The sequence below is a fragment of the Paenibacillus sp. FSL P4-0184 genome (assembly GCF_038004625.1).
In the GTDB taxonomy this organism is placed as follows: Bacteria; Bacillota; Bacilli; order Paenibacillales; family Paenibacillaceae; genus Paenibacillus_AQ.
Genome location: NZ_JBBORN010000002.1, coordinates 924,413 through 949,332 on the forward strand (window position 1 = coordinate 924,413; position 24,920 = coordinate 949,332).

A 24,920-nucleotide genomic window follows, 5' to 3' on the forward strand; every position below is an offset into this window, starting at 1 on the left:
CGCTTATAATATATCGGTTGGATATATATTGTGTCAATATATATTATTTTGATACAGGTAACTTTATCGAAATCATAAATCACTAGTTCCTTCAGGATTGTTTGGAATGGGTACTATGAACCAAATAGTTTCAGGTTATTCCCGTATGTCTAAATATTAAGTACAATTACATATATGGCAAAAGGGAGGTTATCTATTGAACTGGAAAAAATCCGGCTTGTTAAGTATTGCTATAGCCCTTGGTTCAGTGACAGGATTCAGTACTTTGGGTATAGAGCCAGTATCTGCCGCATCGGCAACGGAATCTGCAGGCGTTTATAATCAATTCCAGCAGTATGTACAGAAGCCGACATCTCTTGCTAACGCACGTAATTATTTAATTAACCATATCAAAGAAGTGGATACCTGGACAGCGACTCAGATGACACTTCAGCTGGAGAATGCACAGAAGGCACATTTATCTATATACTCAGAAAAGGTTTTTCCGGACAAGATGCAGAAAGAGATAAATAGTGCTTTTTCCAAAAGCAAAAATCTAACCTATACCTCACTCCTTAATACGATCAAAGATGCCAACGTACGTAATATGTTAATTGAAGGCCGGGATAAGGGATATAAGCTGGAGACCAGTGAGGGCATGTACTATCCGGTGATGCATTATGAGGGATTTAAGATCTTTAAGCCGTATATTACGAAGGACATCGCAGCTTATATTGACATCATGGCCACCGAATCTAATCAACCGAGTGTATCTGATGCAGCGATTGTAATCAGTTGGACCGAGTTAACGAATAGAGCGCTTGCAATAGAGGATTTTGTGACGAAATATCCTGCTTCTAACCGTTCAACCGCTCTTCAAAAAGAACTTCTCATTGCAACGTCCCGCTTATTGTATGGAACAAGTAATACACCTGCATATGACTATGATGAGCAAGTTATCAAACCAGAAGTAAAAAAGGCATATGAGAATGCACTAAAAAATAGCAAAGTTGATACTAGAATTCTTTCGATTTTAGAAAAGCTACTACAATTACTTAATTCCACGAATAATAAATTCACTCCTGTAATAGAAAAATTTCTAGTTGAAACCGTAAACTCGTAATTATTAGGGTATGTAAAGACAAGACAACATCTGAGAAGAGGCTGGATTAATTGAGATTAGGATCAAAAGGAATAAGAATCGCTGTTTTCGCAGTCGTGCTGTTGTTGTGGACAAACAGTATGTTTATGGGTAGTGCTGATGCTGCTTATGTCGGCTCTTCAACAGACTCTGTGCTGCAGCAAATGCAAATGGAGAAGAAGAGCCATTTACCGCAAGGTTTTGTCTATCTGGATGAAGTGATTCCAACGGCACAATATGAGATTCGATATTACGGAGATAATAATTTTGTGGGGAAGCGGATTGATGGCTACAAGGCGCCTTTAGCGATATTCTCGCGGACAGCGGCAACAGCTTTGAAGGCTGTAAGTGAGGATTTAGCGAACAAAGGGTATATTCTTAAAATTTATGATGCTTATCGTCCGCAGACGGCGGTGAATCATTTTGTAAGATGGTCACAGAATGCCGTAGATACTAAAATGAAACAGCAATATTACCCGCGACTGGATAAACGTAATCTATTTAAACTTGGTTTTATAGCTAAAAAATCAGGCCATTCTAGAGGTAGCACCGTCGATTTAACGATCGTAAATAAAGAAACGGGAGCTGAAGTAGATATGGGAAGCCCGTTTGATTTTTTCGGAGACATCTCCTATTACGATACGTCCTTAATCAACAAGACTCAGAAAGCAAATCGGGCGATCCTCAAAGAGGCGATGGTAAAACAGGGATTTAAACCTTACAGCAAAGAATGGTGGCATTTTACGCTGATCAAGGAACCTTATCCTAAACAATATTTTGACTTCAAGGTGGAATAACCTAGAACTTTAATGTCCATGTAAGAAGCGATTCACTTTTTTTGTTGAGCTTTACTACCATTAGGATTAGCAGATGCTGGAAACGCACATAATACTAATAGTCAAAAAAAGGGAGGTTTCGAACGGATGAACAAAATCGCGGTTGTTGTAGTGTTAAGTGTACTGTTATTGGTAAATGGATTTGGAGGAACTACCTATTCTACGGCTTGGGCAGATGTTAGTGAAGTAAAGGTGGTTTTGAATGGTCAGGTTCTGAAATCAGATCAATATTCAGCGTATCCAAACGGTTCTACGGTCATGCTACCCCTTAGAGAGGCATCAAGCGTCTTGAAATATCAAACCACTTATCAAAAAAGTACGGACACCATTACATTAAGTGGAGTCAAACAAAAGATTGAATATAAAGTAGGAAACGACTATATTACCATTAATGATAAAGAGAAAAGAGACTTTAAGGATAATGTTGTGTTTAGGAAGGAACACTTATATGTTCCGCTCTCTTTTTTCACTAGTGTAGGACTGGTAACCTCTTATAATGCTGAAGCTAATCTAGTGGAAGTTTATGCGCCCGAGGTTACAGCAAGTGTGATAGCGGGACTGCTGAGCACTGGGCAATTTCAAGAGTTAGAGAATCGATTCTTTAGTGATGAAATGAAACGTTCGCTTTCCACTACGGGTTTACAGAAATATTGGGCTGATTTTACTGCACGAGCTGGTACTTACCATGGGATAAAGTCTACTGAAAGTATTCAAAAAGAAGATCAAATGTCAATACAATGTGTACTTGGCTTTGCTGTAACAGATGCTTCCCTTGAGTTTGTTCTCAATAAGTCTGGTAAGATTGTCGAGTTAAAAGGAAACCTTCCTTCCATTTAATCTTGAGAATAATAATGATTTAGGTTTAGAACAACAGGCTATGCGTGCGTCCCTTAAGAAGAGATTTCTTCTTGGGACCATGCATAGCCATTTTTGTGTTTCAATAAACATACTGAGATGAACGTAAATGCAATGTATTTTTATTGTAAAAAAGGGTTTTATTTGTTGACTTTCACATTCATCGAAGGTAAATTAAAATTTGAAATAATTGTTAAAGCATTTAACTAAATTAGAGAAAAGAGTGGAGTACTGGATGACAAAATCAATTACTCAGAGTAGCCCGACAGAAGAACGGCCATTCTCGCTAAGAGCGATCCTCCCCCCGCTTCTTGCTATTATCGTCGGGATGATTATGGTTATTCTGGATGGAACCGTCGTGAATGTGGCTATACCGAAACTGGTGGACTATTTTTCTTCAGATTTAAAAACGATTCAGTGGGCGATTACAGGTTACACGTTAGCTTTAGCTGCTGTAATACCGCTCGCAGGCTGGATGACAGATCGCTTCGGTTCTAAACAAGTGTTTCTGGTGACGCTCACGTTGTTCATTCTTGGCTCCATGTTATGTTCTGTGGCTCAAACTTCTTCGCAGCTTGTTATTTTTCGTGTGATCCAAGGACTTGGTGGGGGGATGGTAGCTCCTATTGGGATGGCTATGGTGTTTAAGTTAGCTCCAGCAGAACGAAGAGGATCGATTATGGGAATGCTTGGGATCCCCATGCTGCTTGCACCTGCACTTGGCCCGATATTGTCCGGATGGCTTGTTGAATATGTTAGCTGGCATTGGATCTTCCTGATTAACGTGCCGATTGGGATTGTTGGTATTATTCTTGGTATTAAGTATTTGCCCAAGACGGAGAAGATCGGTAAAGGCAACCTCGACATACTTGGCATTATACTGGCACCGATTGCGTTTTCCATGCTAGCTTATGGAGTAAATGAAGGTGGGTCGAATAGTTGGTCATCGACTCCAGCAATCCTTGGATTATCTGTTGGTGGCGTTGCACTGATTCTATTTATAATCGTTGAGCTGCGGCATAAACAGCCTTTGCTGGATCTGCGCGTCTTTCGCTCCTCAGATTTCACCCGCGGCATTATTTTAACATGGGTCATGCAAGCCGCATTGTTTGGTTCCATGCTGTTTGTGCCGCTATACTTACAGCAGATTCGGGCTTATACACCACTAGAGACGGGGCTGATTCTGCTTCCGCAAGCTTTAGCTTGTGTAATCGGCATGCCGCTTGGTGGTAAATTGTTTGATAAGATAGGGGCACGACCGCTGGCTTTTGTGGGTCTGAGCATTATTACAGTTACCCTATTCCTACTGTCTGGGATTACGATGACTACAAGTCTAAACACCATTATGATGTATCTTGCTTTATTAGGATTTGGGATGGGTATAGCGATGATGCCACTCAATACACATGTTCTAAATGCAGCACCGCGTGAATTGGTGAGCCGGGTCACATCGCTTACAGCAGCGGCACAGCAGGTGGTTGTGGCCTTTGCCGTAGCAGGCTTGACGGGTTATCTGACAAGTCAAATTACTGTGCATATGGGAGCATTGAAAGCAGGAAGCAATCCTTTATCAGCAGCAGTTCTAGGTTTTGATGATGTATTTTTTCTATCTGGTTGTATAGCTGTAGTCGGTGTACTTATGAGTATTATCCTGCGCAAACCAAAGCTTTCCTCGAATGATTCTTCCTCCGAAGAGAGTAAGAAAGCAGATGCAGCAATGATGATGGGACATTAATTTATACGATAATCTTAGATAATAAAAAAAGGCTTCGTTCAGCTTGTATAGCTAACGACGCCTTTTTTGTATGAGAAAATCATCCTATAGATGTTCTGGTTTCTTCTGAGCCCACCTAGGGCTGAATGTAACTTTACCGAGTAGCTCCGATGCTACAATGCCTAGTAGAACAAGAGCTGCACCAGCATATCCTTGTATCGATAGCTTTTCAGCGGCGAACCAATAGCCAAACAACGCGGCGAATACCGGCTCAAGGGAGAAGATCAGTCCGGTGCGTGTAGGTGAAGTATATTTTTGAGCAATGGGTTGTAGGATGAAGCCACAGGCACTACAGAGAATCCCAAGTGCGAGGATCGCAATCCATGCTGGTAAGGTCGAAGGAAGTGAAGGTGTCTCGAACAGTACAGATAACACTAGAGCAAACCCTCCGGCAAAACCCAACTGTAAGATTCCAATATTCAGTGAATCACACTCTTTTACAGCCTTGCCTGTAAATAAGATCTGTACCGCATAGAACACCGCCGAAAGAATACAGAGGAAGTCACCTGGCCCAATTTTTAAGGTAGCGTTTAATGTAAGAAGTCCAATGCCAGCTATAGCGAGTACGGAGCCAAAGACTTGCGGAGGTGCAACTCTTTTTTTGAAAAGTATACGATCTAGTATCGGTACAAATATGACCGTCAAGGCTACTAAAAATCCAGCGTTGGAGGTTGTCGTGGTCTTCAGTCCGAACGTTATGCATGTGAACACACCGAGGAGTAAGAATCCGAGCAGAGCACCATATTTCAATGTTTTGATGTCAACTTTTCTTAAACGTTTGTGGAAGATCACTGTGGCTAATATAAAAGCAAGTCCGAAGCGGAGTGCAATCAGATTGAATTCGCCTAACGTGCCTAACCCCATTTTCATAAATATGTAGGAGGAACCCCAAAATAATGTTACAACTAACAGCAGCAGCTCAGCTTTGAGCGGTTTCATCTCGTCATCCATCCTTCTTCATTTTCAACTCAATTTAGTATAATACGGCTCTATACATAAGGTAACTGAATGTTTATCATAGGATACATGAGTAAAACTTATGTAATTTAAAAAGGTGAGGGATAGAGGTTGAGCATCAATAAGTATGAGATTTTTCTAAAGGTTGTAGAGCTAGGTAGCTTAACAAAAGCAGCAGATGTGCTGGGCTTTACGCAATCTGGAATTAGCCACACGATTAGTAGCTTGGAGATGGAGTTTGGTTTCACTTTATTAATTAGAAATAGATCTGGCGTTAAATTGACGGTAAATGGGGAGCAAGTACTACAGCCTATCCGTGAAATTCTGAAGTGGAATGAAAAATTGAAGCAGGAAGTAGCAGATATACATGGGCTAGAGGTCGGGACCATTACCATCGGTACATTCACAAGTGTATCCGTGCATTGGCTGCCAGGAATGATTAAGCAATTTCGCAGTGAATACCCCTATATCGAAATCAGGTTGATGGAAGGTGGTTACTTAGAGGTTGAGCAATGGATCGAGGCTGGAGTCGTTGACTGTGGTTTTATTTCTCTACCTACGCGTGACAAGTTCGAAGTGATACCCTTAAAAAAGGACCGGATGTTAGGAATCGTATCCAAAGAAAATCCGCTTAGTGCAGAACCTTTTCTCTCCTTATCCCAAATTGCTAAAGAGGATTTCATCATCCCGAAGGCAGGTTCAGATTATGATGTTAGGCGTGTACTGGATAAGGCGGGCATCAAACCGAATATTAAGTTCTCAGCAGGTGATGATTATGCCATTATGGCCATGGTGGAGAAGGGACTTGGAATTAGTATTTTGCCAGAGCTTGTATTAACCCGTCAGAATTATAATGTAACGATGCTTGAATTGGAAGAACGTAGTTTCAGATCACTTGGAATCGCTGTACATTCCATGAAATACGCCTCTCCCGCCACTAAAAAGTTCCTAAAGCATGTACAAGCGTGGTTGATGGGGAATCCCTGAACCTAAGAATACACCGTTTAGAATGAGCAAAACCCCTGATTAATTCAGGGGTTTTATTATGAATGAATATCCAAAATAAGGGTTGACGAGGGACTTTGTTCATGAGAGAATGTACGCGCGTACATTTATTGAATGCGCTTTCGTAGGAGGGATTTCTATCGCCAGCCGTAAAGAGGTTGCCGAGCTTGCCGGAGTCTCAGAAGCCACAGTCTCTCGCGTGTTAAACAACGTAGGCCCGCTCAAGGAAGAAACGAAGGAGCGTGTGTTGGCAGCTGCGCTCAAGTTGGGATATACCCCTAGTTCACTCGCGCAGAGCTTTGCTCGTAGAAGAAGTGGGCACCTTGGTGTAGTAATGCCTTATTTGCCAAATGCACGCTTGTTCTCCACTTATTATTTTTCAGAAATATTAAGTGGAATTGGGAGTAAGGCGCGAGAAGAGGGTTATGATCTGTTAATGCTGTTTCGAAATGCCGAAGAGAGAGTGGACTATAACGAATTGTTTAAGATGCGGAAGATTGATGCTTGCATTGTACTCGGTGCCAAAGAGGATCCAGGTGAGCTAGCCTCACTTCGACGTTTGAAGGAGGAAGGTCATCCGTTTTGCCTGATTAATCAGCATTTTGAAGGAGAGGCTTTTCTCGAGGTGGATGCTGATCATGTCGAAGGAAGCTGGCAAGCGGTCAGGCACTTACTGAATCAGGGCTTTACGAGGATTGCCTTTCTAAACGGGCCAGCATCTTATTCGAACAGCCGAGATCGTTTAACTGGTTATTTGCGCGCTTTGGAGGAGTCTAACCTTCCTTTAGATGAATCACTTCTATTCGAAGGTAACTTCAGTCGTAAAAGCGGTGCTATTGCTGCCAAGAAGATGTTGCCTCTGCTGAATGAGATTGATGCCATTGTAGCGGCCAATGATCGAATGGCCATTGGATTGCAGCAAGGCCTACAGGAATTAGGCATCCCAAGAGATCGCATCCCAGCCATGGTGGGTTATGATGATTCAGATGCTGCTGAGCTTACTACACCAGCCTTAAGCAGTGTGCGTGTTCCCTTTTATGAGCTAGGAGAAATTGCTGTATCTAAGGTATTAGAATTGCAGGGGAATAGTCGCTCAGAAATATCAACTCCCTCCCAAGTCATCCAGATTAACTTACCGACTGAACTAGTAATACGAGCTTCATCTAAATCTAAGAAATCTGAGGAGGAATAAGATGAAACAGCTTCGCATTGGAATGATCGGTTATAAATTTATGGGTAAAGCGCACAGTAATGCTTACCGCAGTTTGCCTATGTTTTTCCCGAAAGCGCTTAAACCGGAAATGTCTGTGATTTGTGGACGAAATGCTGAAGCGCTCGCAGAGGCTGCCACTCAGTTAGGATGGTCGGATTGTGTTACGGATTGGAAAGATCTAATCGCACGTGAGGATGTCGATCTTATTGATATAAATGCCCCTAGTAATGCACATAAGGAGATTGCTCTGGCAGCAGCCAAAGCTGGTAAACATATTTTTTGTGAAAAACCACTCGCACTGACCTTGGCAGATTCCCGTGAAATGCTGCAAGCGGCTGAAGATGCAGGGGTTACACATATGGTTGGTTTTAATTATCGCTTTTCACCGGCGGTTAGACTTGCTAAGAAGCTAGTAGAGAGCGGGCGGCTTGGGAAGATCTATCATTTTCGGGCTTGGTTTCTACAAGACTGGATTATTGATCCGGAGTTCCCGTTAGTGTGGAGATTGCAGAAGGAGATTGCGGGTTCAGGCTCACATGGTGATTTGGGTGCGCATCTCATTGATCTCGCACATTTCTTAGTAGGTGATGTGAAGGAAGTAATCGGTATGAGTGAGACCTTCATTAAAGAACGTCCACTTGCTGCTGAAATGACCGGATTAAGTGCCAAAGGGGATAAGGATGCTCCTAAGGGCAAGGTAACTGTAGATGATGCCACATTGTTTTTAGCCCGTTTTGATAACGGTGCCTTAGGTAGTTTTGAAGCTACAAGATTCGCAGCAGGTCATCGCTCTACCAATTCTTTTGAAATCAACGGAAGCCTTGGCAGTGTGAAATTTGATTTCGAGCGAATGAATGAACTCGAGGTTTATTTAACCTCAGATACAGAGGATGTTCAGGGCTTTCGGCGTGTGCTAGCAACGGACCCAGCTCATGAATATGCGGAGGCTTGGTGGCCGCCGGGTCATACGATTGGTTTTGAACATACGTTTATTCACGAAATGTTGGAGCTTTCTAACGCGATTGAAGAAGGACGTCAGCCTGTACCTAATTTCCATGATGGAGTGAAATGCCAAGCTGTGTTAGAAGCGGTAGAACGCTCTATTGAACAGCGCCGGTGGGTCGAAATATCTGAGATGTAATCAACAAAAATGCGTGTTTGAACAACCTCTATTAGAAGGAGTGCTGAAGATGAGAAAAGCATTGATAGTATGGGGCGGTTGGGATGGTCATGAGCCTGAACAGGTAGCTGATATATTCGCTAAGGTACTGCAAGAGGAACAATTTGAAGTTGAGGTATCGAATACACTTGAGGCTTTTGCCGATGTGGAGAAGCTTCTTGAACTAGATTTGATCGTTCCGGTATGGACGATGGGTACAATCGAACAGAATCTTGTGAATAATGTCTCGGCAGCTGTTCAGAATGGAACGGGTCTTGCGGGTTGCCATGGCGGGATGTGTGATTCTTTCCGAAATAATGTGGATTGGCAGTTTATGACCGGGGGGCAATGGGTAGCTCATCCCGGCAATGATGGTGTGAACTACACCGTAGAGATTTGCCAAAGCTCAAGTCCTCTCGTAGAAGGATTAGAAGACTTCACCGTTTGTTCAGAGCAATATTATCTGCATGTAGATCCAGCTGTAGAAGTACTTGCAACGACTCGTTTTCCAGTTGTTGAAGGCCCACATTCTTTCAACAAAGCCGTGGATATGCCAGTAGCCTGGACCAAACGGTGGGGTCATGGCAGAGTGTATTATAATTCACTCGGACATCATGCCGATATTGTAGCTATGCCACAGGTAAAGGAAATGATGCGCAGAGGACTGCTATGGGCTGCCGAGGGTAAAGTTCGCGCACAATCCCAAATTTCAGCGGTTAGTAGTAGCTATAGCGGAATGGCAGACAGTCAATAATCTCTGGGAGCGATCAACGAATGGATAAAGTCAAAGTAGGAATTATCGGATGCGGTAAAATCAGTAGCATATATATGGAGAACTGTCAGAAGTTCGAGATTCTTGATCTAGTTGCATGTGCGGACTTGGACTTGGAGAGAGCGAAGGAACAAGCCGATAAATACAATATTCCAAGCGTTTACACCACAGAGCAATTACTGAATGATCCGGAGATAGAGATCGTTATCAACCTGACGATTCCAGCTGTTCATGCGGATGTATGCCTGAAAGCTATCGAAGCGGGTAAACATGTGTATGTTGAGAAGCCACTTGCTGTGACGAGAGAAGAAGGACGCCAAGTTCTGTCAGCGGCTCGAGAAAAGGGCGTACTAGTAGGCAGCGCACCGGAAACATTCTTTGGATCGGGCATCCAAACCGTATTGAAACTGATCGAGGAGGGGGTAATTGGAGAACCCGTTGCAGCTACCTCATTTATGATGGGGCGTGGACATGAGCATTGGCATCCAGATCCAGAATTCTACTATGCCGCTGGTGGAGGTCCAATGTTCGATATGGGACCATACTATTTGACAGCATTGGTGCAGTTATTGGGTCCAATTCGTACGGTTAGCGGGATGACTGGTAAAGCGCTAGTCGAACGCACGATTACAAGTGAGAAGAAATCGGGTAATAAAATTCCTGTTCAAATTCCAACTCACGTTGCCGGAACATTAAGATTTGAGAATGGAGCCATAGCAACGCTGATTACAAGTTTTGATATCTTTGGCGGCAGTAACCTGCCGCATATAGAAATCTACGGAACACTTGGAACGATTCAAGTTCCGGATCCTAATAACTTTGGCGGTCCGGTGAAATTCCGGCTCATGGGTCAGAATGAATGGACAGAGCAAAAGCTGTTATCTGGATATGATCAAAATACACGCGGAATTGGTCCAGCGGATATGGCATATGCCATTCGGACTGGAAGAAAGCACCGCGCCAGTGGAGAATTGGCTTATCATGTACTAGAAGCGATGTGGGCATTCCATGATTCTTCAGATACTCATTCATTCTACGAAATGAAGAGTACCTGCACCCGTCCTGAAGCTCTTCCGATTGGACTCGCTCCTTATACATTAGATTAGAGAATTCATTCTGAATCTGCAACCTATCACTTCCAATCTCCGTTTGAGAAGATAAAGAGTGAGGGAGTGACAAGGATGCGTAAGTGGCTTGGTGGCTGGATATGGATTTCTGTTATTATACTATTCATAAGTGGATGTTCAGAAGATCAACAATCGAATAAGGAGCCGGCTCTAGCTGTTGCAATTACTGCAACTCCAGATATCTCGCCTACTGCGAGCGCTGGAATAGAAGATCCTAAAGCTGAAAAAGTGCTTTACTCCAGTGATCCTGAAGCGATTAAAGCTTTCCTATCCGCTCAGAAGATTCCTAACGGAGATATCTATCTACAGGATAATAAGGTTCATATCAATATCGTGGGTTTGAACTCGCAGATTGAGCAGCGGTTTGCTCAGACTTTCGCGGCAGGTACTTATGAGCTCCATGATGTTAGATATTCGATGCAAGAGTTATTAGCTGCACAAGAGCTTTTGCATAAACAAGAACTCTATCAGAAGCTTAATCTATACGGTTCCGGTGTGGACACGATTGGTAATAAAGTAACGATCACAATTCCATCTGATTATGCTGACACGGCCATACTTGAGATAGAAAAATGGATCGCTCCGGATATGTTGACCTACGACATTTCAGAGCTAGGCGAACCACATGTAATAGGTCAAATCGTAGATATCGATACCAAACAGGCGAAGCGGATTCTCATCCTTGAACCTGGCATGGAAGATCCCTCTTACTGGTTCTCATTCAATCAGAAGTCAACAATGTTTAACGAAGCTGGAGAATCGATTAGCTTTAAGGATTTGAAGGTTGGACAGCAGGTTGAGCTATGGAGTACCGGTATGGTGGATGAATCTTTTCCCGCGCTTGCAAGTGTGCGGAGGTTACAGCTTAATGCTACGGAATAATCCAATAGCCAGCATCGTTTGGGAGAGGCAAACGGTGCTATTTTTCGTGAATAGAGACCGAATCTCCTATTTTCGAACCCCTGAAGGGGTAATCCCTTTATACTGCTTGTACAGCTTGGTAAAATAATTGGGATTGTCGCAGCCGACTCTACCTGCAATCTCAGTCACTGTAAAATTGGTCTCGAGCAGCAATCGCTCTGCTTCATTTACTCGGCAAAGATTAACATAATCAATGAAGGTTCGACCTGTTAGCTTCTTAAAGGTTTTGCAGAAATGATATGGATTTAGATTTACGGATCTTGCGGCGCTTTCTACGGTCATTTTGTCATCGAAATGATTCTCCATGTACTCTAGAAGTGGCTTAAAACGCTCGCGATTAAAGGAGTGCCGCTCACTCGTTCTACCGGATACTTGTTCAGGTAGAAAGGTGCGAGAGAGCAGCACAAAGAGTAAATGCAGTTGATTCTTGATGACCAGTTGAAAAGCAGGTCCCTTCTGCAGTACTTCAACAACGATGGTATCCAGAAGAGAAAAATATGTGGAGCAGGTCGGAACAAGCTCTGCAGGTTTGACCGGCAGCTGATAACGATTCTCTAAATAAGGGATTACAAACTGCTCATGCTGAGGATCCTGCTTCCAATCCTTAAATAAAGAACTATGGAATACGACGGAGATAAAACGAACATGATCATCCCGCAGACTGTACCCAACATGCAATCCTCCAGAGGGAACAAACAATACCTCTCCGGCATGCAGTTCATAGGGCTTGCTGTCTATGTGAAAAATGGCGCTGCCTTCTTGCATAATGATGATTTCGAAATGCTCGTGCCAGTGTAAATACAGGATATTCTGACCGATCTTTGCATTCTTGCATTCATTAAAAAATAATCGGAATGGATACGTTTTTTCTTCTAATTGAGGATATTCTTTAAGATCATTAGGATAACTCATAATTCACTCAACTCCCACAATATACGACTATATAAACACAAGATAATAAGAGTTTTAAGCTCAGAAGCAGTATATACTCGGGTTATAGCACTTACTATAAACCAATATTGGAGTGGTCACAAGATGAAGGATACAATGCGAATTGGAACATTAGTAGGCGGCGGCGACGCTGTAAGAGTGATTCCACAAATTGTAGGACATGGATTTGAATCTTTTAGCTTAACCTTCTGGCAAACTACAGGGAAAACAGATCTTGTGGAAACTGGAAAGCGTGTGCAAGAGCTTGCAGCAGAACATGACTTCGTGATCTCATCTGTTGGGATCTTCGGCAATCCTTTGACGAATACTGGTGATAATTCCGATGCAATCGCGAGCTGGGAGCGACTGATTGATCATGCTCATTTGTTCGGAACGGATATGGTATCAGGTTTTACAGGAAGGTTACCAGGGGTATCCATTGATGAATCTATTCCGAAGTTCACTGAGGTGTTTGGAGAGTTGTCCAAAAGAGCAGCGGATCGCGGTTTGCGAATTGCTTTCGAGAACTGTTCTATGGGGGGAGACTGGGGATCAGGTGACTGGAATATTGCTCACAATCCATTAGCTTGGGAGAAGATGTTCAATGCTGTGCCTGCTGATAATATAGGACTCGAATGGGAGCCATGTCATCAGATGGTCCAATTGATTGATCCGATTCCGCAGCTTCGTAAATGGACAGATAAGATCTTCCATGTACATGGTAAGGATGCCACCATCGCTTGGGATATCGTAAAAGAATATGGAATTCATGGCCCCAATCCTTATGTATGGCACCGTACTCCGGGCTTTGGAGATACGAACTGGACCGATGTAATTTCTATTTTGCGTCAGGCAGGTTATAAAGGCACGATTGATATTGAAGGCTGGCATGATCCTGTTTATCGGGATGAGCTGGAAATGATGGGACAAGTACATGCTTTAAATTATTTAAAACAATGCCGGGGCGGTAGCTTTGTACCTAATCCGCTGTAACCGTAGAGGGGGAGAATGATGACAGCACAGTACCGTGTAGCGGTTGCAGGTTGCGGAGGAATGGCTAACGCCTGGATTGAATACGCTTTATCACGTTCAGATACTCAGATTGTTGCTCTTGTAGATATACGATTGGAGTCAGCACAAGCGATGGCGGCAAAGCATGAGATTTCTTGTCTGACGTTTACTGACATTAAAGAAGCAATTCAGGCGACTGAAGCTAATCTTGTGTTTGACGTTACAGTTCCAGGAAGCCATTACAGCATTTCTAGCACTGCATTAGAACTCGGATGTAATGTGTTTAGTGAGAAGCCACTGGCCGAGACTATGGAAGAGTGCACTAAGATTGTTGAGATCTCAGAAAGAACCGGAAAAGCTCATGCTGTGATGCAAAATCGCCGATTTGATCCGCGTATTCGTTCTTTACGCAACTTAATCGAGTCTGACACCATTGGTAGAGTAGGATACATCAGTTCTAGCTTTTTCCTCGGCGCTCATTTCGGAGGGTTCCGTGATGTCATGGAAAGCCCTCTACTGCTGGATATGGCGATCCATACCTTTGATCAGGCCCGATTTATTAGTGGAGCCAATCCGATTTCCGTTTACTGTCAGGAGTTTAATCCTCCCGGATCATGGTATAAGGGGAATGCGTCGGCAGTGTGTATCTTTGAGATGTCGGACGGATCTGTATTTACTTATCAGGGGTCTTGGTGTGCAGAAGGTGCCTCTACCTCTTGGGAAGCAGCTTGGCGTCTGAATGGGGAAAAAGGAACTGCCATTTGGGATGGTCATGACATGCCATATGCAGAGGTAGTCGTAGCAGGAGATCAGAGTGATAAATTTATTCGTGATGTTGAGCGTGTGAATGGAGAGGTTGTTGATATGGACAAAACCTTCCATCAAGGATGTTTGGAGGAAATGTTCCTGTCCCTAGCAGAAGAGCGTTCAGCAGAGACGAATTGTAGAGATAATCGGTATAGTATGGCAATGGTATTTGGAGCGCTGGAAAGTGCTAAAACAGGTCAGAAAATTGATCTAGTGGAGTTCATGAGTACCTCAGAGTGATGAAAACATTTTGTTAATTTTATCCAAACTTTAATGTTCATGTTATGATAGTTAAGAACATTATTCGGGGAGGATATTATGTACAAAGCCATTATATTTGATCTAGATAATACATTAATAAATTATAGTACTTGTGAAATCGAAGCGATGAAAAGAACCTGTAACGATCATAATCTCTTCGTAGAAGATATTGAGGCGTGGTCTTTATTTTATGGAGAGTTTTCAGGTCATAATTTTCGCCATTGGATGAACTTTGTGGGTGGTGGTGAGGTGAAGACTATAGGAGAGGTATTGAGGTATTCTTTTAGAGACACCCTTAAACAGGAGGAGCTTTTTCATAGCAAACTGTCAGATACTTATTGGGATTATTTTTGCAATTCCTGTTATTTTGAAGAAGGAGCGGAACAGATCTTAACTTCATTTAAAGATAAGTATGCTCTGGGGATTATCACCAATGGGATCAGTGAGGCACAAAGAAAAAGACTGCAAGCCGGTAAGATCTATGAAATATTCAAATCCATAATGATCTCTGATGAGGTAGGCATCCGAAAACCTGATAAAAGGATTTTTGAAATGTCTTTAATAGATCTACAGCTAAGCAATCATGAAGTGCTGTTCGTTGGGGATTCTTTACAAGATGATTACCATGGTGCAGTGAATTCTGACATTGACTTCTGCTATTACAATCGCCAGAATATAGAGGTTCCTAAAGACCTCAAGCCTAACTATATGATTAGTTCTCTTCTGGAGCTTAAAGATGTAGTGGGGTTGTAGCAATGCCAGAAAGGAGAACACACAATGGAAATTAGGGCTTATCAAGAATCGGATATTAGTCAGCTTATCTCATTGTTCTATGAGACGGTTCATTTCGTAAACAAACAAGACTATTCACAAGAACAGCTTAATGCTTGGGCACCTAAAGAGGACAAGGCTCTCAAACTTAATACTTGGAGCACTTCTTTACGTCAAAATATTACTTATGTAGCCGAAATTAACGGATACATAGTTGGCTTTTCGGATATGACATTGGAAGGACATTTGGATCGTCTTTTTGTCCACAAAGATTTCCAAGGCCAAGGCGTAGCCTTTGCTCTCGTGAACAAGCTTGAAATGAAGGCGAGAGAGCTTGGTCTTCATGAGATGGATACCGAAGCAAGTATTACAGCTAGACCATTTTTTGAACGACAGGGATACCAGCTTATGATGAAACAAAGTGTAGAACGAAAAGGAGTACTGTTAGTTAATTATCGGATGAGTAAAAAGCTAATTTAATCAAAAAAGCAGATTGCGCTAAGGAGCAATCTGCTTTTTGTATCTAATGAAGGAGGATCAATCAACAAGCTTTATTTGGATGAAGAATAACGATTTATAAAATTAGCGATTCCATTTGGAACGAATTTGTTAACTTCATTATTAAACAGGTCTGTATAGTTTGCAGTGATAACTTTACTTGGAACTAACGTTAAGTTTGAAAAATATTGCTTATACGCCTTATCATAGGCGGATTTATTCACTTCTTTTTGATTTACATAATAGCTTGGCAAATCATCCGTTTTTTCTTGATCTGGAATGTCGGCCAAGAATATCTCTTTGTCATTAAATTTGGTTCCTTGGAAACTAATCTCGAAAACCTGCAAATTAGAATTGTACGAACCACTGCCATCTACAAAAGCGATATAACGTAATGTTCCATCTTTTTTGTTCTTATAGAGATGCAGGCCACGATTTTCATCGCGCGGTAGAAATCCACCCATACCTACATTAAATATACCCTCTGAAATATCCTTCAGTTTTCCTTGATAATTGAATGGAATGACTTTTCCATTTTGGACGGTTAGAGCAATGTTGATGGGCTGAATGAATCGTAAAGAATACCCCTGTATAAGTTCAGGAGTACCATCAAAGTTCAAATCTACTAAAGTGAAATAATTGAAGTCACCGTCATAAGACCTATCTCTAGTAGCATCCATTAACGTTTTCTTGATATACTCAGAGTAAAGTGTCTTCCATGATTTTGCAGTTGCTGCTTTTGCTGACGCAGTAATTGGAATACTCCCCAATAATAAAAGTAATGTTACTATGATCCATGCAGTTCGCTTCATGACTCATTAGCTCCTTATCATATTACTATGTACTGGAAATTAATATTACTATTGTTAGATAATATGTTCCAGTAATAATATGGTATATGAAGGGTGTTTAGTCATAAATCAATTTCATTAAAGCCTCCGAGTCAAAACGATCTCCTTGCACTAACCATTGACCATCCACATCAAACATAGTCAGTATTCCCTCCAAAGGGGCACGTTTACTTTCTTTGTCATCCTTATCCAACATAACAAGATCACAGGTATATTTTAACTCAACAATATTTTTCTTTTGTTCGGAAAGGGTGAACTTTAGATTATCTGGTTTTAAAGAAAGCTTTTGTTTATTAGCGATTTGAAAAGGGATAGTTGTGATTCGGCTTCCTATAGCTTTTTCGGTATAGTATTCAGTAAAGTACGGTTTCATTTCTTCATTTCGGGCTAGAATGGATTCCTCAGAAAATAAATCATCAGAAACCTTAATGGTATATTCAACATTTTTGTACTTCTCAGCAGCTTTAGTGGCATCATCCACCTCTGAACTACAGCCCACAATTAACGTTAGGGATAATAAAATCATACTCAAGATCAATGGTGATTTACGCATTCGAACACCTCCATGTAATTGATTCTGTATTATTATACTTATATTACCATACATTGGTTTCGCAGCTTCAAGAAGAAAATGATTCAACTCCCTAAATATGGTATGGTGTAAATACTGTTGGCAACAGACGCATTATTATTACATATTAAAGAGCATTATGAGATTCATAGTGGCCATGATAAAGATGAAGTAGAACGGTTATGGGCAGCATTTTTAAATGGATATAAAAGTTTAAGAAATCTCAGTGACAATGATATTAGTGCTGTTCCTATGTTCGTTGCGCTTAGACAGCTTTGGTTATTTGCTTTATGTTTCAGTGAAGGTGAGCTTATTGGTGCAGCTGACTTTGACAATGGATTTATCGACAGTAAAATGGATTATTTCAGAAATTTAGAGGTGATCAAATGAATGATGAATTGGACAGTAAAGAAGCCATAAAAAGATGGGATAAATACGCAGAACTAATCTCAACTTCGTACGGCGAAAACGGGGATATCCATCGAGAAATTTTTTTGAATCCAGCTTTATTCAGTCTCATGGGTTCTATTGAAAATAAGAAGGTGCTAGATGCAGGCTGTGGTGAAGGATATTTAAGCAGAATGTTAGCTAAGGCAGGTGCCTCAGTTACTGGCGTTGATTACTCGCAGAACATGATAACGATAGCCAAGAGTAAATCACCAGAGGAATTAAAGATAAACTTCCATCATGGCAATTGTGAAGATCTCAGCTTTCTCCAGAATGAGAGTTATGATCTCATCGTTTCTAACATGGTGATTCATGACTTATCTGATTATGAGATGGCGATTCTTGAAATGTATCGTTTGTTAGTCGATGGAGGGACGTTTATATTCTCAATTCCACATCCTTGCTTTGTAACCCCTGGTAGCGGATGGGTGAAGTCGGATACTGGAGAGAAGCTTTATTGGAAAGTGGATAATTATTTCTACGAGGGCACATATAATCAGAACTTCCCTATAGATCAAGAGGAAAAATTTCTGATTTTTCATAGAACATTATCCAGTTATGTAAATACGATTATACGGGCTGGCTTTCAATTCGAAGAAATGATTGAGCCGAAGCCCACTGCTGAAATGCTTGCAAAGTATCCGTCTTTTGAAGAGGATTTTCGTTGCAGCGATTTTTTGGTTTTTAAACTGCGAAAGTAGGAGGGAGAAAGATGAACCATAATATTTTCAAAGAAGTTATAGACTCTGAAGAAGAGTTAAGGTCAATGTATGGGTATCCCAGTGAATTGGTAAACAACAAAAGTATAACCCTCATCGATCACCATTGCCGAGATTATATATCCAAATCACCGTTACTCTTTATAGCTACAAGTGATTCAGCTGGCAATTGTGATGTATCCCCGCGTGGAGATGCTGCAGGTTTTGTATATGTGTTAGATGACAAACATTTAGTAATTCCTGAACGTCCTGGTAATCGACGGTTTGATTCTTTGCGCAATATCCTTTTAAATTCAAAAGTGGGATTGATATTTATTATTCCCGGTCTTGAAGAAACCTTAAGAATAAATGGACATGCAAGGATTATCAAAGATCAAGAAATAATGGTTCATATGGAGGCTCAAGGTAAACTGCCGAAATTGGGCATTGCCGTTGATGTGGAAGAGTGTTATATGCATTGTGCTAAAGCTTTTAAAAGATCACATCTATGGGATGATACGTATTGGCCATTGAAAGCAGAGCTGCCAAAACCTTCGGTTATCATAGCAGAACATGCAAAAGAGCTTGGGATTTCTCAAGAGGATGTATCAAAGGGATTAAAGGATAGCTATGAGAATCGGTTATATTAGAAATGAAAGGATTAACTAAGATGAGCAAAGCTTTAAAACTCACTTCAGGGAATAAAGTAGGACTTATCGCTTGTTCTGATGGTGTGAGAGTGGAGAACCTGCCTAAAGTAGAAGAATTAATTAGAATTCTGAACTCGGTTGGTCTAGAGGTAGTAATGTCTAACACCTTGTTTAGAAGAGATGGTTATTTCAGTGGCAATCCTAAGGAAAGAGCAACGGAGTTGAATCGTCTATTTAATAATGATGAAATTCTTGTGATTTTTGATATTTCAGGTGGGGATTCCTCGAACCAGATCTTGGAATATCTCGACTACGATAATATTCGATTGCATCCGAAGCCTTTTTTCGGAATGAGTGACTTGTCCGTTATTTTGAACGCTTTACATACACAAAGTAATTCGAAATCCTATCACTATCAGTTGATGAATCTCGTATCTTCTGATGGGGCGGAGCAGCAAGCTGCTTTTTATCGAACATTTTTCGAAGGACATAACGATCTTTACGATTTCGACTTTCATTGGGTCCGTGGGAACCAGATGAGTGGGATTGTAATTGGCGGCAATATTCGATGTTTTATGAAGCTGGCAGGAACAAGTTATTTTCCAGACCCATCGAACAAGATTTTATTCTTAGAGAGTTTAAGTGGCAGAGCTAACAAAATCGTTTCCTTATTTGCTCAGCTTCAGCAAGCTAGAACTTTTGATAAATGTGCTGGAGTGATTCTTGGGTCATTTACTGAGCTTGAGAGCTATAATGAATTTTCAATCGTAGAAGCGTACTTGAAGGAAATCAGCGGGATTCCTATCGTGAAGACGGACGAGATCGGGCATGGTAGTGACAGTAAGTGTATTGTTATTGGTGAGAATATTACTTTATAAGAGCTAAAGGTGGATGATTGGTTTTCAAGGTGATTTATGTTGATAAGAGAGGAGTCAGAGAGAATTATGATGTCTACACACGACTACCCATCTAAAGAAGTATTGAAAAATGCTATACATACTGCCTATCTATCTCTCGATCTTGAATTTGAGGGCATTGAGAATGTTCAAAAAGACACTCGTATGGAAGGCGTCGATCGTACTCCAGCAGAAATTCTTGCCTATCAATTGGGATGGTTGAACCTTGTGATGAAATGGGATAGGGATGAAAAAGCAGGATTAACTGTCATTATGCCTTCACCGGACTATAAATGGAATCAACTTGGCGGATTATATCAATCGTTTTATCATACTTATGCCACCTACTCATTAGACGAATTAAGATCTTTATTTAAAGAAACAGAACAGCAATGGCAGGATTGGATTGATTCTTTAAGTGATGAAGAGCTCTTTACACAAGGCGTCTGGAAATGGACAGGAAATAATCCGAGATGGCCTATGGTAAAATGGATTCATATCAATTCCGTTGCACCGTTCAAGACTTTTCGTTCGAAAATTCGTAAATGGAAAAAGCTCAATTGTATTAACTAGCTCAATATAATAACCGCAGACCAAGCCATTGCCTAAGAGAAAAAATCTCTGAAGCAGTGGTTTTTTTCATATATATAGAAGGGAATTATATTGGCTTTATGTGGAGGAGATGGGATTAGTGGAAGAGAATGTATACTAGTCGTGATGATCTTTCTGAAACATTGTAAGTTATAGACACGACTGATCTTGAGGTTATTGAGAGTTCGTTTAATATTCTTAAAGAGTATTTTTGATAATCTAAAAGGAGCTACTGGTATGATCAAAAAAAGGAAAAATACATTCATCATCGCCGCATTCCTATCCATCTTTTTAATGTTACTAATAGCTAGTTATCTGTTAAATCCTCAACCTGTTCATGCAATGATGGTCGGCTTTACTAATATGGAGGAGCTTGATGAACATGTCTATGTAGAACCTGACATCCCTGAGAATATTGAGTATTTGATTATAAACGATCTCGAACAATCGAAAGAAAGAATTTCAGAGGTTTTTGACGGATTACATTCTACTCCAACCATTCTATTTGTTCAATCTCCTCAAGCCCTAAAGAAGTATGCTCAAAAGAATCGAACGGGACAGACTTATTATACATATTGGGGGTATTACGTCGTAATTGGTCCTGATGGATTTAATGAGGATGTAATAGCTCATGAACTGCTGCATAGTGAATTAAGAACGAGATTAAAAAATAAGGACAAGGTACCTGAATGGTTTGATGAAGGGTTAGCAACCGTAGTTGATCATAGATATATAAGAAATGAATATTTAAGCTTAGATCATATTAATGACTTAAGTAGTAGAGATGCTTTTTATGAACCCTCACAAGTAAAAGAAAATTTTGAGATCGCCCATTCAGAAGTTGCTAGGTGGTTCGGGATCGTAGGAAAATCAGGCTTAGCAGAACTTATTGAAGGATTAAATAAAGGTGAGGCATTTAATGAACTGTATAAAGCAATTGAATCTCGTAGATAGAGGAGGTTGTAATGAAGAAGTTCATTATTGTAATTCTAGCCATTGTTGCTTTAATGCCAATGCGCTCTTTGAATGCGGACTGGGCTTATTCTTTTGTTGTTTACTCAGGTGATATTTATGAAATATCAGACGAAGAACTCATCCCAGAGAATGAAATTGACAAGAAGATAGGGCAAGTAACACGATATTCAGACCACGAAGGAATGTATAGCGGCAACTTTTCAAATACTTACCCTAAGGGCACGCCATATTATTCAATTAAGAATATCGATCCAAAAGAAATCATTGCCATTAAGACCCACGAAGCTGAATTTGTCAAAGCCATTAATAAAGGTCAGTATGCCAATGGTCAATTGGAAAGTAAAACGATCTGGATTTCTATACTAGGGTCTTTAGTTATTGTGTTATTAATAATATGGATAATGAAACGAAAGAAATCTGTGCTATAGAAAGGATTGGTGATATGGGACTAAAAGAGGTTTACCATTTACCTGATGGAATTATAACGTTAGGAAAAATGAAACCTGCTACTTTGATTACGATACTATTTTATACGGGAATCATCGGAACCATATATTTTGCATTCCAGTTTGGAAAATATATAGCCATATCCAATGCTGTTATGAAGACGATAGTGTTTGATCAGGGGTATAACCAAGTTGTAACCAATAATTATATACTTGGATTTTTTGCTGGAGTTATGTGTTTTGTTGTACTTCTTGTCATTTGGAAAGTAGCTTGTGAGCTTTTATTAATGATTTTCAATGCGCTAAGTGCTTATGTAAATCGTAAAGGATAACTGTTGTCTTCAACTAAATTGTGGATGTGAATTTATGGATAGAAAAATCATCAGGTGTAGAGATATCGGTGCCTATGCACATGCTTTAACACGTGGAAAAGAATATGTAGTCGAAAATACAGATGAAAATAAATTCAGGGTTGTTGGAGATCACGGAAGAAAAGTTTGGATTTCAAATGACTATTTTTGTTCAACAAAAGAAAATATCTTACTCCTGCAGAAATGGAACTTTGATCAAGATATTGAAAGTGAACTTTTTGTAGAAGTGACGCTAACTTTTAATGATGGTTCTGAACGATGGTGTACTCTTACGACGCCGGGAAATTTAGTCCAATATTTTAGTAATAACTGCATGGAGCCCCCAGGATTATATATGAAGCATTTGATCATCATGAAGGCCATGAATAAAGAAGACGTTGAAGCAACCTTCAGATATTTAGATAGCCACAATGAACTTGTAGGATTAACCATCCCTCTAAATGAAATCTTGTTCAAAAATGACGTTTGACTCATGTGTAAATCATTCACTCCGATCTCAAATCCATGTTCATTGCTGTAATATCCCTTAAACTGTTCACTGGATAAGACAACTATAACTGTATTTTACTGAGCTAATGTAACAGGAGGAATGGATAACCCATGACAACCAAAAGAATACAAACCATTGAAAAGATCTTTAATAAAACCACAAGTTCTAAACAAATTCATGAGGGAATCCTATTTGTTGAGAATACTATTGGCGAATTCTCTTACAGTAAGGGATATGGGGGGAAGGATATTGACTCCCCTCTGCTTATGGCCAGCATTACCAAGTTATTTACTACCACCTGTATTTTAGCTTTACTAGAGAAAGGCGTTCTTTCCTTGGATGATAGGCTTACAAAGTATTTTGAAAATGAGCTGTTAAGTAATATCCATGTGTATGGTGGCAAGGATTATTCGTTTGATCTGACTCTATCAGATTTGTTGTTTCAGATCAGTGGGCTACCGGATGTGTTTGAAGAAGGAACAAATAGTGCTAAGAGTCGTGCCGTTGAGGAGGATTATTACACAACCTTCAGTGAGCAGGTGGCGCTGGTAAAGAAGCTGAAGCCACATTTTGCTCCTCGAACTAAGCGAAAAGCATACTATGCCGATATTAACTTTGATATGCTTGGTGAAATTATTGAGAAAGCAACAAATACAACATTAGCAGAAGCATATAAGAAATATATATTTGAACCACTAGTACTTGAGAGTACATATCTCCCTGAACATGAAAATGATTTTATACCGAATATCTATTATAAGGATAAATCTATTTATCGGCCCAAAGTAATTAGAAGTAGCCGTGCGAGTGGAGGCTGTATCACCACTGCTCGTGAATTAATGAGATTTATTAAAGGCTTCTTTGGAGGTAAGCTGTTCAATAAAGAGATATTTGAAAAACTACCGGCATCTAATAAACTTCAAGCATCAATGGGACCTATCTATTATGGCAGTGGCTATATGAGAATTCCTTTGGAAGGGGTGATTACGCTTTTTATGGGCAAGGGTGAGATAATGGGGCATTCTGGATCAACAGGGTCTTTTGCTTTTTATTACCCGGTTAAAGATTTATTTATGGTGGGGGATTTGAATCAGATGGGAAATGCTGCGCTACCTATTAGGTTATCCATGAAGCTTGCAATGATGACGAAATGATGATGAGAAGGTGGATGTAATGGAAAACATATCGAGTTTAATCGAAAAGTTATCATGGAATGTATCCGAAGAAGAAAAGATAGATGTAATTAATAAGCTACAATACATAAAGGATGAAGATTTGCATTTATTAGTACAACCTATATCAAAAGACTATTGGGATGGAGCGGCTGAAACAGTCATACGTTTAGGATATCCACGTGTGAAAAGCATATTGTCGGGTTTACTTGAATGGATACAAGATATAAATTGGCCCGGTGCGTGGGAAATAGCTAATTTTTTACTTGAAATAGGGGATCCGATAATTCCATATGTTAAAGACGTACTAAATCAACACAGTGATGATGAAGAATGGGTGTACAGGATTTTTAATGATTTAATTAATCATTGGAATACGGTACAAGTCCTACAGATACAAGCAGAATTAATTAAGATTTCACAGGAAAAAGCCAATGACCTTTCGGCATTAAGAATCTTATTAACTCACGGTATATACAAAAAAGATGTGGTCTATGAAATAATCCAGCACAAAAAAGATGTCCTTGTATTTGAACTCAAGGAACTTCATGATACTCATCCTGAAATTGATTGTGAAGCTCTTCATAAAGAATTCTTCAATCAGCAGCCTAATGTAATTAAACAGTTTCATGAGCACAATAAAGACCGTTTTTATATATGTAATGCGATATCTAACCGCCAAGAAGGTTTAAGAGAAATAGAAATTTTTACAGCTGAGTTTCTCACTTCATGAAGTTATCAAGCT

The 24,920-nt window shown here is 40.4% G+C and carries 29 protein-coding genes; 25 read left to right on the top strand and 4 right to left on the bottom strand.

All coding sequences use genetic code 11. The annotated features are described in order from the left end of the window. Window positions 1-196 precede the first annotated feature (196 nt). The 4 genes from MKY52_RS26005 (at window position 197) to MKY52_RS26020 (ending at window position 4,546) form a co-directional block, all read left to right on the top strand. Window positions 197-1,102, top strand: a complete 906-nt coding sequence (locus MKY52_RS26005) for a hypothetical protein (RefSeq protein ID WP_341054454.1) — start codon at window positions 197-199, stop codon at window positions 1,100-1,102. Window positions 1,103-1,152: 50 nt separating this feature from the next. Next, entirely contained in the window at window positions 1,153-1,917 is a 765-nt protein-coding gene (locus MKY52_RS26010; RefSeq protein ID WP_341054455.1) for a M15 family metallopeptidase, read from the top strand. A 126-nt stretch (window positions 1,918-2,043) separates the two neighbouring features. Further along, entirely contained in the window at window positions 2,044-2,793 is a 750-nt protein-coding gene (locus tag MKY52_RS26015) for a stalk domain-containing protein (protein ID WP_341054456.1), read from the top strand. Window positions 2,794-3,046: 253 nt separating this feature from the next. Continuing rightward, the gene (locus tag MKY52_RS26020) at window positions 3,047-4,546 is read left to right on the top strand and encodes a DHA2 family efflux MFS transporter permease subunit (protein WP_341054459.1); all 1,500 of its coding nucleotides are present in this window, start codon (window positions 3,047-3,049) and stop codon (window positions 4,544-4,546) included. An 84-nt stretch (window positions 4,547-4,630) separates the two neighbouring features. Here MKY52_RS26020 and MKY52_RS26025 read toward each other — a convergent pair whose 3' ends face one another. Continuing rightward, window positions 4,631-5,524 (bottom strand): DMT family transporter, encoded by an 894-nt coding sequence (locus MKY52_RS26025; protein ID WP_341054462.1) that lies wholly within the window; start codon window positions 5,522-5,524, stop codon window positions 4,631-4,633. 129 nt (window positions 5,525-5,653) lie between these two features. On the opposite strand from MKY52_RS26025, the gene MKY52_RS26030 reads away from it, so the two are divergent. From MKY52_RS26030 to MKY52_RS26055, 6 genes are all read left to right on the top strand, one after another. Continuing rightward, on the top strand, window positions 5,654-6,529 hold the full coding sequence (locus MKY52_RS26030) for a LysR family transcriptional regulator (RefSeq protein WP_341054464.1): 876 nt from the start codon (window positions 5,654-5,656) through the stop codon (window positions 6,527-6,529). A gap of 109 nt (window positions 6,530-6,638) precedes the next feature. After that, window positions 6,639-7,739: a LacI family DNA-binding transcriptional regulator gene (locus MKY52_RS26035; RefSeq protein WP_341054466.1), complete on the top strand. Its 1,101-nt coding sequence runs from the start codon at window positions 6,639-6,641 to the stop codon at window positions 7,737-7,739. A gap of 1 nt (window position 7,740) precedes the next feature. Beyond that, window positions 7,741-8,901, top strand: a complete 1,161-nt coding sequence (locus MKY52_RS26040; protein WP_341054469.1) for a Gfo/Idh/MocA family protein — start codon at window positions 7,741-7,743, stop codon at window positions 8,899-8,901. A gap of 49 nt (window positions 8,902-8,950) precedes the next feature. Continuing rightward, window positions 8,951-9,673 (top strand): ThuA domain-containing protein, encoded by a 723-nt coding sequence (locus MKY52_RS26045; protein WP_341054471.1) that lies wholly within the window; start codon window positions 8,951-8,953, stop codon window positions 9,671-9,673. 20 nt (window positions 9,674-9,693) lie between these two features. Beyond that, window positions 9,694-10,797, top strand: a complete 1,104-nt coding sequence (locus MKY52_RS26050; RefSeq protein ID WP_341054473.1) for a Gfo/Idh/MocA family protein — start codon at window positions 9,694-9,696, stop codon at window positions 10,795-10,797. A gap of 75 nt (window positions 10,798-10,872) precedes the next feature. Continuing rightward, a complete protein-coding gene (locus MKY52_RS26055) occupies window positions 10,873-11,700 on the top strand; it encodes a hypothetical protein (protein WP_341054474.1) in 828 nt (275 codons plus the stop codon). A 66-nt stretch (window positions 11,701-11,766) separates the two neighbouring features. On the opposite strand, the gene MKY52_RS26060 is transcribed toward MKY52_RS26055, so the two are convergent. Beyond that, window positions 11,767-12,651: a helix-turn-helix domain-containing protein gene (locus MKY52_RS26060; RefSeq protein ID WP_341054476.1), complete on the bottom strand. Its 885-nt coding sequence runs from the start codon at window positions 12,649-12,651 to the stop codon at window positions 11,767-11,769. 123 nt (window positions 12,652-12,774) lie between these two features. On the opposite strand from MKY52_RS26060, the gene MKY52_RS26065 reads away from it, so the two are divergent. The 4 genes from MKY52_RS26065 to MKY52_RS26080 all read left to right on the top strand — a co-directional run bounded on the left by MKY52_RS26065 (window position 12,775) and on the right by MKY52_RS26080 (window position 15,999). Next, the gene (locus MKY52_RS26065) at window positions 12,775-13,662 is read left to right on the top strand and encodes a sugar phosphate isomerase/epimerase family protein (protein ID WP_076286382.1); all 888 of its coding nucleotides are present in this window, start codon (window positions 12,775-12,777) and stop codon (window positions 13,660-13,662) included. 18 nt (window positions 13,663-13,680) lie between these two features. Continuing rightward, window positions 13,681-14,727 (top strand): Gfo/Idh/MocA family protein, encoded by a 1,047-nt coding sequence (locus tag MKY52_RS26070; protein WP_341055636.1) that lies wholly within the window; start codon window positions 13,681-13,683, stop codon window positions 14,725-14,727. Between the two features lie 78 nt (window positions 14,728-14,805). Then, window positions 14,806-15,501: an HAD family hydrolase gene (locus tag MKY52_RS26075; protein WP_042187829.1), complete on the top strand. Its 696-nt coding sequence runs from the start codon at window positions 14,806-14,808 to the stop codon at window positions 15,499-15,501. 24 nt (window positions 15,502-15,525) lie between these two features. Continuing rightward, entirely contained in the window at window positions 15,526-15,999 is a 474-nt protein-coding gene (locus MKY52_RS26080) for a GNAT family N-acetyltransferase (protein WP_341054481.1), read from the top strand. A 71-nt stretch (window positions 16,000-16,070) separates the two neighbouring features. Here MKY52_RS26080 and MKY52_RS26085 read toward each other — a convergent pair whose 3' ends face one another. Beyond that, window positions 16,071-16,829: a hypothetical protein gene (locus MKY52_RS26085; RefSeq protein WP_341054482.1), complete on the bottom strand. Its 759-nt coding sequence runs from the start codon at window positions 16,827-16,829 to the stop codon at window positions 16,071-16,073. 97 nt (window positions 16,830-16,926) lie between these two features. Then, a complete protein-coding gene (locus MKY52_RS26090) occupies window positions 16,927-17,421 on the bottom strand; it encodes a hypothetical protein (protein ID WP_341054485.1) in 495 nt (164 codons plus the stop codon). 117 nt (window positions 17,422-17,538) lie between these two features. Here MKY52_RS26090 and MKY52_RS26095 point away from each other — a divergent pair, with 117 nt between their 5' ends. The 11 genes from MKY52_RS26095 to MKY52_RS26145 all read left to right on the top strand — a co-directional run bounded on the left by MKY52_RS26095 (window position 17,539) and on the right by MKY52_RS26145 (window position 24,908). Then, window positions 17,539-17,829: a hypothetical protein gene (locus MKY52_RS26095; protein WP_341054487.1), complete on the top strand. Its 291-nt coding sequence runs from the start codon at window positions 17,539-17,541 to the stop codon at window positions 17,827-17,829. Continuing rightward, complete coding sequence (locus MKY52_RS26100) at window positions 17,826-18,587, top strand: class I SAM-dependent methyltransferase (protein ID WP_341054488.1); 762 nt, start codon at window positions 17,826-17,828, stop codon at window positions 18,585-18,587. The genes MKY52_RS26095 and MKY52_RS26100 overlap by 4 nt, the downstream gene beginning before the upstream one ends. An 11-nt stretch (window positions 18,588-18,598) precedes the next feature. Then, window positions 18,599-19,234, top strand: a complete 636-nt coding sequence (locus MKY52_RS26105; RefSeq protein ID WP_341054489.1) for a pyridoxamine 5'-phosphate oxidase family protein — start codon at window positions 18,599-18,601, stop codon at window positions 19,232-19,234. A gap of 20 nt (window positions 19,235-19,254) precedes the next feature. Next, complete coding sequence (locus tag MKY52_RS26110) at window positions 19,255-20,112, top strand: S66 family peptidase (protein ID WP_341054491.1); 858 nt, start codon at window positions 19,255-19,257, stop codon at window positions 20,110-20,112. A 69-nt stretch (window positions 20,113-20,181) separates the two neighbouring features. Then, window positions 20,182-20,703 carry a ClbS/DfsB family four-helix bundle protein gene (locus MKY52_RS26115; protein ID WP_341055638.1) on the top strand — a complete coding sequence of 174 codons (522 nt, stop codon included), beginning with the start codon at window positions 20,182-20,184 and terminating at the stop codon, window positions 20,701-20,703. Window positions 20,704-20,958: 255 nt separating this feature from the next. Beyond that, a complete protein-coding gene (locus MKY52_RS26120) occupies window positions 20,959-21,675 on the top strand; it encodes a hypothetical protein (RefSeq protein ID WP_341054492.1) in 717 nt (238 codons plus the stop codon). An 11-nt stretch (window positions 21,676-21,686) separates the two neighbouring features. Continuing rightward, window positions 21,687-22,124: a hypothetical protein gene (locus tag MKY52_RS26125; protein WP_341054493.1), complete on the top strand. Its 438-nt coding sequence runs from the start codon at window positions 21,687-21,689 to the stop codon at window positions 22,122-22,124. A gap of 14 nt (window positions 22,125-22,138) precedes the next feature. Next, window positions 22,139-22,474: a hypothetical protein gene (locus MKY52_RS26130; RefSeq protein ID WP_341054496.1), complete on the top strand. Its 336-nt coding sequence runs from the start codon at window positions 22,139-22,141 to the stop codon at window positions 22,472-22,474. Window positions 22,475-22,508: 34 nt separating this feature from the next. Next, window positions 22,509-22,982, top strand: coding sequence for a hypothetical protein (locus MKY52_RS26135; protein WP_341054499.1), 474 nt, complete (start codon window positions 22,509-22,511; stop codon window positions 22,980-22,982). A gap of 131 nt (window positions 22,983-23,113) precedes the next feature. Further along, complete coding sequence (locus MKY52_RS26140) at window positions 23,114-24,157, top strand: serine hydrolase domain-containing protein (protein ID WP_341054502.1); 1,044 nt, start codon at window positions 23,114-23,116, stop codon at window positions 24,155-24,157. A 19-nt stretch (window positions 24,158-24,176) separates the two neighbouring features. Then, window positions 24,177-24,908: a DUF5071 domain-containing protein gene (locus MKY52_RS26145; protein ID WP_341054505.1), complete on the top strand. Its 732-nt coding sequence runs from the start codon at window positions 24,177-24,179 to the stop codon at window positions 24,906-24,908. Window positions 24,909-24,920 lie beyond the last annotated feature (12 nt).

Excerpts from the sequence above, each read along its gene's own strand:
- MKY52_RS26105 (WP_341054489.1), top strand. The coding sequence starts at position 18,599 with ATGAACCATAATATTTTCAAAGAAGTTATAGACTCTGAAGAAGAGTTA.
- MKY52_RS26045 (WP_341054471.1), top strand. The coding sequence starts at position 8,951 with ATGAGAAAAGCATTGATAGTATGGGGCGGTTGGGATGGTCATGAGCCT.
- MKY52_RS26025 (WP_341054462.1), bottom strand. The coding sequence starts at position 5,524 with ATGAAACCGCTCAAAGCTGAGCTGCTGCTGTTAGTTGTAACATTATTT.
- MKY52_RS26050 (WP_341054473.1), top strand. The coding sequence starts at position 9,694 with ATGGATAAAGTCAAAGTAGGAATTATCGGATGCGGTAAAATCAGTAGC.
- MKY52_RS26040 (WP_341054469.1), top strand. The coding sequence starts at position 7,741 with ATGAAACAGCTTCGCATTGGAATGATCGGTTATAAATTTATGGGTAAA.
- MKY52_RS26140 (WP_341054502.1), top strand. The coding sequence starts at position 23,114 with ATGACAACCAAAAGAATACAAACCATTGAAAAGATCTTTAATAAAACC.
- MKY52_RS26120 (WP_341054492.1), top strand. The coding sequence starts at position 20,959 with ATGATCAAAAAAAGGAAAAATACATTCATCATCGCCGCATTCCTATCC.
- MKY52_RS26070 (WP_341055636.1), top strand. The coding sequence starts at position 13,681 with ATGACAGCACAGTACCGTGTAGCGGTTGCAGGTTGCGGAGGAATGGCT.
- MKY52_RS26090 (WP_341054485.1), bottom strand. The coding sequence starts at position 17,421 with ATGCGTAAATCACCATTGATCTTGAGTATGATTTTATTATCCCTAACG.
- MKY52_RS26135 (WP_341054499.1), top strand. The coding sequence starts at position 22,509 with ATGGATAGAAAAATCATCAGGTGTAGAGATATCGGTGCCTATGCACAT.
- MKY52_RS26085 (WP_341054482.1), bottom strand. The coding sequence starts at position 16,829 with ATGAAGCGAACTGCATGGATCATAGTAACATTACTTTTATTATTGGGG.
- MKY52_RS26125 (WP_341054493.1), top strand. The coding sequence starts at position 21,687 with ATGAAGAAGTTCATTATTGTAATTCTAGCCATTGTTGCTTTAATGCCA.
- MKY52_RS26060 (WP_341054476.1), bottom strand. The coding sequence starts at position 12,651 with ATGAGTTATCCTAATGATCTTAAAGAATATCCTCAATTAGAAGAAAAA.
- MKY52_RS26075 (WP_042187829.1), top strand. The coding sequence starts at position 14,806 with ATGTACAAAGCCATTATATTTGATCTAGATAATACATTAATAAATTAT.
- MKY52_RS26015 (WP_341054456.1), top strand. The coding sequence starts at position 2,044 with ATGAACAAAATCGCGGTTGTTGTAGTGTTAAGTGTACTGTTATTGGTA.
- MKY52_RS26065 (WP_076286382.1), top strand. The coding sequence starts at position 12,775 with ATGAAGGATACAATGCGAATTGGAACATTAGTAGGCGGCGGCGACGCT.
- MKY52_RS26035 (WP_341054466.1), top strand. The coding sequence starts at position 6,639 with ATGTACGCGCGTACATTTATTGAATGCGCTTTCGTAGGAGGGATTTCT.
- MKY52_RS26100 (WP_341054488.1), top strand. The coding sequence starts at position 17,826 with ATGAATGATGAATTGGACAGTAAAGAAGCCATAAAAAGATGGGATAAA.
- MKY52_RS26145 (WP_341054505.1), top strand. The coding sequence starts at position 24,177 with ATGGAAAACATATCGAGTTTAATCGAAAAGTTATCATGGAATGTATCC.
- MKY52_RS26115 (WP_341055638.1), top strand. The coding sequence starts at position 20,182 with ATGTCTACACACGACTACCCATCTAAAGAAGTATTGAAAAATGCTATA.
- MKY52_RS26110 (WP_341054491.1), top strand. The coding sequence starts at position 19,255 with ATGAGCAAAGCTTTAAAACTCACTTCAGGGAATAAAGTAGGACTTATC.
- MKY52_RS26020 (WP_341054459.1), top strand. The coding sequence starts at position 3,047 with ATGACAAAATCAATTACTCAGAGTAGCCCGACAGAAGAACGGCCATTC.
- MKY52_RS26130 (WP_341054496.1), top strand. The coding sequence starts at position 22,139 with ATGGGACTAAAAGAGGTTTACCATTTACCTGATGGAATTATAACGTTA.
- MKY52_RS26080 (WP_341054481.1), top strand. The coding sequence starts at position 15,526 with ATGGAAATTAGGGCTTATCAAGAATCGGATATTAGTCAGCTTATCTCA.
- MKY52_RS26055 (WP_341054474.1), top strand. The coding sequence starts at position 10,873 with ATGCGTAAGTGGCTTGGTGGCTGGATATGGATTTCTGTTATTATACTA.